This window comes from Desulfosporosinus sp. BICA1-9 (genome assembly GCF_000802135.1).
Map to the genome: position 1 here is coordinate 1 of NZ_JUEE01000030.1, position 7,258 is coordinate 7,258.

Genomic DNA, 7,258 nt, shown 5'->3' on the forward strand with positions numbered 1-7,258 from the left:
CAGATTCGTCACCGGTGACGAATCTGACCTACAGTGCGCCCGGCATGGGCGCAGTCTAAAGGGTGAAAGTCCCGAGTGCAGGTTGATAGTGCCAAGCACATAGCCAAGGGTAAGGGTGTCCATCGTGAGGTGGAATCTGAAGGAAACCGGAGGCGAACTTCTGGTCTGACGAACAGAAATCACATAAGGCAAGAGTAGGCTGGGTAAGGTTGCTGTGCAAACTAAAGCCCTAAACTATCCGGAAGCCTACTGTGTAGATGTGGCAGATAGATGGAAGGAAAGACTGCGTTCTTACCCGGGGAGGTCTCACGGACGTGCGGAAACAAAGCGTATGAAGTACGGTTGAAACAAGATTTGTCGTGAGAAGTCAGCAGATACCATAGTACCCGAAGAAGTTGACATCATCGGGGAAGGGTTGAACCTTAGGAGGTGAAAGTCAATGAATGTTACCAAAACAGAAGCGAAGTGCAGCCAACTTCCAACAGACAAACGTCAAAAGGAAGGCTCATCGCAAAAGAATAGTGCGGAACACGAAGGATATGCGGGAGTGCACGGTTCTGTGAGGATCACTGAAAACAACATCACCGACGCAGACTGGTCGAAGGAGAGACTACTTGAGAAAATAGTGGACAGAGACACCATGAACAACGCGTTCAAGAGAGTCAAGTCAAACAAAGGGGCTCACGGAGTCGATGGGATGGGAGTAGATGAACTTCTACAATATCTCAAAGAAAACGGAAACCAACTCAGGCAGTCAATCTTGGACGGGAAATACCGTCCTAACCCCGTCAGAAGAGTAGAAATACCCAAGGAAGACGGAAAGAAAAGAATGCTAGGAATACCTACAGTAGTAGACCGAGTCGTTCAGCAAGCAATCGCCCAACAGTTCACACCGATCTTCGAGAAGCAGTTTTCCGACAATAGCTATGGGTTTAGACCCGGGCGAAGCGCTCATGATGCCATCAGGAAGTGTCAAACCAACATAGATAAAGGATATAAATATGTGGTCGACATGGACTTGGAGAAGTATTTCGATACCGTGAATCAAAACAAATTGGTAGAAGTACTGTCAAGAACCATCAAAGATGGGAGAGTTATATCGCTGGTCCACAAATACCTAAGGGCAGGAGTTGTGGTTAGAAAACGTTTCGAGGAAACAGAAGTCGGCGTACCTCAGGGTGGCCCGTTAAGTCCAATTCTTAGCAACATCATGCTGAATGAACTGGATAAGGAACTTGAAAGAAGGGGCCACAGATTCGTCCGTTATGCGGACGATCTGATGATCTTCTGCAAAAGCAGAAGAAGCGCTGAGCGTGTACTAAACAACATCATTCCCTTCATCGAAAAGAAACTATTTCTTAAAGTGAATGAGGAGAAAACAGTGGTTGACTACGTAGGAAGGGTTAAATTTCTTGGATTCTCGTTCTACCGAATGAAAGGTAAAACGAGAATCAGAATACATCCAAAATCAGTGTCAAAGATGCGCGGCAAAGTGAAAGAACTCACGGCCAGAAGCAACGGGATGGGTAATGAACTCAGAGCAACAAAGCTTAGACGCTACATCATGGGGTGGATAAACTACTTTAAATTAGCAGACATGAAGTCATTGCTCCTACAAACCGATGAATGGATGAGAAGGCGTATTCGCATGATTTACTGGAAACAATGGAAACGTGTGAGGACAAAGCTGAAAATGCTTAAATCACTGGGAATCCATGAGCAGAAGGCATGGGAATACGCAAATACGAGAAAGAGCTACTGGAGAACATCCAGAAGCCATATCCTATCCAAATCCCTAACTAACAATGTGATTAAAGGGTTTGGGTTCCTATTCTTTTCAGAGTATTATCGACAAGTCACAGCGTAAACTGAGGAACCGCCGTGTACCGAACGGTACGCACGGTGGTGTGGGAGGTCGGTCACTCAAATAATGGGTGACCTCCTACCCGATCCCAGGCGCTCATCCATCTTGGGATCATGGAAGAGGAGGGGGATGAGTTTATCGCGGAGCATGATGTCGAGAGTAGGACCAAATTGGAATTGCAGCAGGCTGTCAAGCAGGTGCATGGTACCTGACACCAACTTATTGTTTAGCTGTGAAAAGTATTCACCGGACGGTTCCTGGTGTTCCCGTTCCGGAAAGGGTCATGGAAGCTTTTATATCTATACTCTTCTACACTCCACTTAGTAATAGGGCTTTTTGTTATTGGTCAGTCCCAACAGATAGTCGATACTGGTTTTGTAAAATTGGGCAAGTTTCATAAGAGAAGAACTTGGAATATCAAGGGCCCCGCTTTCGTATCTTGAATAGGTTGCTTGGCTTACCTTAAGCAAGGTTGCAATCTCTTGTTGTGTTAAATCTCTGTCCTCACGTAAATCCCGTAAACGTTGGTACATTATATTCACCCCAACGCTATTCTATCGTATGCAATAATTGCATATTGCATTTTATACGAAAAACGTATAAAATATTTATGTTTAAACTATTATTGTGGGGTGATGAACAGTGGTAGATTATAAAGAGATGTATAGCATACTGTTCAACAAAATGTCGGATATCATTGAGGAAATTCAGCAGGTACAGCGTCAGACGGAAGAAATGTGCATACATAGTCAGGATAGGGAATTTGTTTTGATCAAGTCGGACAAGGATTCAGACCACCAAAATCAGAAAGAATAACTGCCTCGGCTTCGACAGTCCGTAGGCACGAGAAGTGCCTCGAACCCTTGCAGTACATAGGTGTTAAGGAAGCCGGTGCCTGACACCAACTTATCAACTTATTGTTTAGCTTGTGAAAACCTGGGTTCGATGTTGTAGGTGCGAGAAGTATATGACACTATGACTCTTGCTGAACGTAAGAGTTATTATCGGTCGTAATATGATGAAGCATGAGTAATTCATTTTGTATACCTAACTAAATCAAAGAGTCGCTTATTTTGGTAGATCCGTTCCTTACCAAGTTTTTCCGAGACTAAAAAGCCTTCTCTTTCAAGTGCGGTAAGGTAATTGACAGAAGTTCGTCTCGACACGCTTAAACCTTCTTCAATATACTGTATTTTAGTATAAAATTCGTAGAATAGTAGGTCGATAAGCTCCCTCGAATATATTTTGGGGAGCTTTTCTTTTATTTCAGCGGTCATAGCATCGACTTCTCTATTAATTCTTTTAACCAGAACCAAAGTCTCCTCAGAAGTTACCTCTATACCCTTAAGGATATATAGAATCCAAGCCTCCCAGTTTCCTTTGGTCCTTACTTCCTGTAAAAGTGTATAGTATGCTGACTTATTGCGAATAATGTATCGGCTCAAATACAAAATTGGACTATCCAACAATTCCTTTAGCACGAGATACAGAACATTAATAATACGTCCTGTCCTGCCGTTGCAGTCATAAAAAGGATGGATGCTTTCAAACTGATAATGGATCACAGCAAGTTTGATCAACGGGTCGATGCCGTCAAAATCTTCATTAACATACTTTTCGAGGTTTGCCATAAGCAATAGTAGTTTCTGCTCGCCACTCGGTGGCGTATAAATGGTTTCACAAGTTGTCTCATTCATTAAAACTGTGCCGGGTAATTTGCGAATACCAGCACGATTGTTTTCAATATGTTGTTGAATGTCCAGAATCATAGTTGTTGTGAGCATTTCTCGTTTTTTTACCTGCTCGTAACCATGCCATAGCGCAGTGCGGTAGCTTACGACTTCCTTTGCCGCGGGGTTCTTATATCCGGTCTGACTAATAGCTTTATATAACTCATCATGAGTCGTTATGATGTTTTCTATTGCGGAACTGTCTTTCGCTTCGTTAATGGTTATTGCATTTATTAAAATATGCTTGTTGGGTATGGTATCCGCATAACCTTTAAGCTCCGCAAGTGCTCTATTTGTTTTTGCAAGTTGTTTTAAAACATATTTTGTTTCAAGTTCTGTATCGGGTGGTAATATAGGTGAATTATATTCATTCATAGTACATGCCTCCTTTATATAGGCATTATATTTATATATTTTACCTATGTCAATATAACGTATACAAAATTATACACATTTATACCTACGTTCAGACAGAAAAAGCATCTTATATAACAAATAAGATGCTTTTGAGCAATTATAGTTTATTATTTTCTCGTTTTCCGCTCTGTCCGATAAGCATGATTTTCTTCTTCGAAGAACCCCGTGCCTGACAGTGCGGATGTGCTAGGTCGTAAAATGGACCTCGGTGCCTGACCTCGGTGCCTGACACCAACTTATCAACTTATTGTTTAGCTTGTGAAAACTAGAGTTCGATGTTGTAGGTACGAGAAGTATACGCAATCGAAACCTCTGCATAAAATTGCCGCTCACAGAGGCTGATAGATAGTGAATATACTGTTGGCGCTGATTAAAAAGTCCGAATCTGACGGTCTTACCTGTCTATAAGTTGACGAAAATAATGACTATGACGTTATCCTTGAAGAAAGGAGAGAGACACCTCTATTTAGATGTGGTAGCTACAACAGTAACACTAGAGGCGTCCTCCTTAACGACATGATCATTGCTTGTTTTGTTTACGAATCTATATATGCTGGATTCCCTTAACCGGTTGTTCTCTCCGGGGAACAGAAGAAGGTAGCAGTTGTGCATCAGCCTGCTGACCAGGGCAGCCGTCATTTGGCCATCATAAAGCACGTTAACCTAGCGTGAAAATTCCAGGTTAGTGTTCAGTATAATAGACTTCTGTTAGGATGAAAAGGCAAGAATGCTGTACAAAGCCAGAGAAGCTGAATTACGTGATCAGCTGACGAGGATAGAGGCCGGCGGGGAATAAAGAAAAAGCGGAAGGAAAGGAGAAGTTGCGAAAAAGCTTTTGGACTTTGGCTTGGAAGTCTCAGCAAATTCTTCGCTACTTTCAGCTTGCCTTTCTCCATGCCCTTTTCCATACCTTCGGTGATCAGTTCGCATAAGTATGGTCAATCGCTAGGGAATCGGTTAGACTAATGAGGTAACCCTTTCAGCGATGGTTTCCTTTCTTGGGTGTGAGAACCTTAGGATGAAACTACTGTCCAGTGTTATATAAAAAAAATTTAATGATAAAAAATTGCCAGCAGGAATTTATCCTTAAAGAATAGAAGAATTATACAGGACATACAATTGACAATAGAACAAGCTGTTTGGCATACTATGTTAATGTAGCAAAAATACTTTAAAAACGTATTTTTGCAGTTAAAAGAGTGGCCTTTCTCAGAATTTTACGGGGCAATATGGAGCAACATAGTATATCTTAGGGTCGGATATTGTGATGAGGAGAGGTGCTATTGGTGTACAGATTTATTGGAATTGAAGATTTAGCGGCAAATGCGTTGATTGAATTATTGGAAAAGAGCGGTTGCCGGAGGGTAGACTTTGAAACGCTTTTGAAGTATGGGAATGCAGTAACTAACGTTTTGCGCGAAAACGGCGATGAAGCGACACTTTTACTTTCAAAAGAATATACTAATGAATTAATAAGAAATTACTCTGATTTTTTTGAAATTGATCATAGCGATCAAAAGAATGATGCTATTGTTTTAAGAGAAGAAAAGACTGTTGAAGATTTGCGGAATCGTTTTAGAGCCTTTTTGACTTTGGACTATCTGCTTGCATTTACAGATAGTAAATCTCTTGCTGAATTAGGTGTTGCAGTTTGAGTTTTAAGCTTTTTAAGGATCCGATATATGGATATGTTGAAATAGACTCTGAAATTGTTCGAAGTATTATTGATACTGCTTGCTTTCAGAGGCTTAGGAACATCCGGCAAACGAGTTATGCTCCTTTGTATCCGGCTTCATTTCATAATAGATTCATCCATTCTATTGGTGTCTATCACTTAGGAAGAAAGGTATTTGACAGCGTACATAATTCGATGGGTTCCCTTGAACAAATGTTTCTTGAAGAGCTTGATAATGCTAAAAGGCTTTTTGAATTGGCATTGCAGCATGCGATGCGAAGCATAGATAAATATTTTGCTTTGTCTGAAAGTGGTTCAAGGTTTTTTAGTCTTGACTCTTTGACCCGGAATGGAGAAGATTTTGGCAATAAGGGAAAGATTTCATTATTGGCTGATGAAGATGTACTGTACATAATGAAGAATGTTTATTCTGATGACTTGATGGATGAGTATTTTTTCAGAGGCTCCAGGCGACATCCTCTTTGGAAGTCAGAAGCTGAATATAGGGCCCTTTTTGATAATGAATTGGGAAAAAATAAACTGGATGAATTTGAAATTACTTTTAAAGAGATTGAGAAGTATCTAATTGATTATTTCTCCATACCTGTCATCAACGAAAAAGTCCTTGAACATATTGAAAGAGAAGAAAGAAAAATTATCGAAAAAAAGAGTACTATTCCAGATAAAGATTATAAAAATTTAATGGACGGGATGAAAAAAATCAAAAAATGGGTTGATTGCCTGAGCAGGATTGCCTCCGAAAATGATATTCTTTTCGACTTTGTGATTATTAGTGCAAATAAATTTAAAAGTGGATTTTTGAAACAAGATTTGGAAAAAATCCTAATCGTTTTTCCATCTCTGAAGTTAATTCCATCTATCAAAGAAGTATCGACGATTTTAACTTCTGAAAAAACGAGAGACAGTTTTTTTTATTTATTCTATAAAAGCAAAGATCATGATGGAAAAGATAAAGAAGTGCCTGTAAAGGCTATTGCAGAGGCATTAGCGGGGGAATTATTTGTATTTGTAACGTGAGATAAGGACATAGCTTAGGACATAGCTTCTTTCGGGAACCCGGTGCCTGACACCAACTTATCAACTTATTGTTTAGCTTGTGAAAAGGTACTCGGCTCTTACTCAAATACGAATATACGGGTTGACCAGCTTTATAGTGTCTGTTACAAAAAGCTGAACAGCACCAAACATAAGTTCTTTAAAAATAATTACACCCCTATCCATGGTGTGGTAAAATTAAGGTGACAAAACCAAAATTATCACACAGGAAGAGGTGTAAACCTTGCATATACAGATAGACATGTTCTCACCCCTATATTATAGCACACTTGGTTTTGATGCGGATCTCATTGATTATCTTTCTTTCATTAAAGATGAATATATCCGCTTTCTGTTCCCACGGCCCATCCTTGATCCTCGGGGACGTAAGCCTTGGGATGCCGTCATCTTATTTCGCATGCATGTTTTGTACTTCACTCGTCCTGAATTTGTCTCATTTCGGCAAATGTGCACAGAGTTGGCTAAACCCAAACATCAGGACTATCGCAATTTCCT

Annotated in this window: 8 protein-coding genes and 1 pseudogene; 6 read left to right on the forward strand and 3 right to left on the reverse strand. The window is 40.4% G+C overall.

The genetic code is table 11. From position 1 onward, the window contains the following. The first annotated feature begins 439 nt into the window (after window positions 1–439). Window positions 440–1,867, forward strand: a complete 1,428-nt coding sequence (gene ltrA / locus JL57_RS04265; protein ID WP_034140828.1) for a group II intron reverse transcriptase/maturase — start codon at window positions 440–442, stop codon at window positions 1,865–1,867. A 95-nt stretch (window positions 1,868–1,962) separates the two neighbouring features. Beyond that, a complete protein-coding gene (locus JL57_RS33445; protein ID WP_291299691.1) occupies window positions 1,963–2,076 on the forward strand; it encodes a DUF3102 domain-containing protein in 114 nt (37 codons plus the stop codon). Window positions 2,077–2,184: 108 nt separating this feature from the next. Here the strand turns inward: JL57_RS33445 and JL57_RS04270 are convergent, their stop codons facing one another. Beyond that, a complete protein-coding gene (locus JL57_RS04270; RefSeq protein ID WP_034140829.1) occupies window positions 2,185–2,397 on the reverse strand; it encodes a helix-turn-helix domain-containing protein in 213 nt (70 codons plus the stop codon). A gap of 109 nt (window positions 2,398–2,506) precedes the next feature. Between JL57_RS04270 and JL57_RS33450 the strand changes: the two genes are divergently transcribed. Beyond that, on the forward strand, window positions 2,507–2,680 hold the full coding sequence (locus tag JL57_RS33450) for a hypothetical protein (protein WP_291299689.1): 174 nt from the start codon (window positions 2,507–2,509) through the stop codon (window positions 2,678–2,680). Window positions 2,681–2,898: 218 nt separating this feature from the next. Here JL57_RS33450 and JL57_RS04275 read toward each other — a convergent pair whose 3' ends face one another. Together JL57_RS04275 and JL57_RS33455 are read right to left on the reverse strand one after the other, a co-directional pair. Continuing rightward, window positions 2,899–3,969: a Fic family protein gene (locus tag JL57_RS04275; RefSeq protein ID WP_034140830.1), complete on the reverse strand. Its 1,071-nt coding sequence runs from the start codon at window positions 3,967–3,969 to the stop codon at window positions 2,899–2,901. 504 nt (window positions 3,970–4,473) lie between these two features. Continuing rightward, a pseudogene (locus tag JL57_RS33455) lies at window positions 4,474–4,719 on the reverse strand (ATP-binding protein); the annotation flags it as partial. 578 nt (window positions 4,720–5,297) lie between these two features. On the opposite strand from JL57_RS33455, the gene JL57_RS04280 reads away from it, so the two are divergent. The 3 genes from JL57_RS04280 to JL57_RS04290 form a co-directional block, all read left to right on the forward strand. Then, entirely contained in the window at window positions 5,298–5,666 is a 369-nt protein-coding gene (locus tag JL57_RS04280) for a hypothetical protein (RefSeq protein WP_291299690.1), read from the forward strand. Beyond that, window positions 5,663–6,724 (forward strand): hypothetical protein, encoded by a 1,062-nt coding sequence (locus JL57_RS04285; RefSeq protein ID WP_034140832.1) that lies wholly within the window; start codon window positions 5,663–5,665, stop codon window positions 6,722–6,724. The genes JL57_RS04280 and JL57_RS04285 overlap by 4 nt, the downstream gene beginning before the upstream one ends. 262 nt (window positions 6,725–6,986) lie before the next feature. Further along, window positions 6,987–7,258 (forward strand): hypothetical protein (locus JL57_RS04290; RefSeq protein WP_034140833.1); only part of this gene is annotated, 272 nt, incomplete at its 3' end.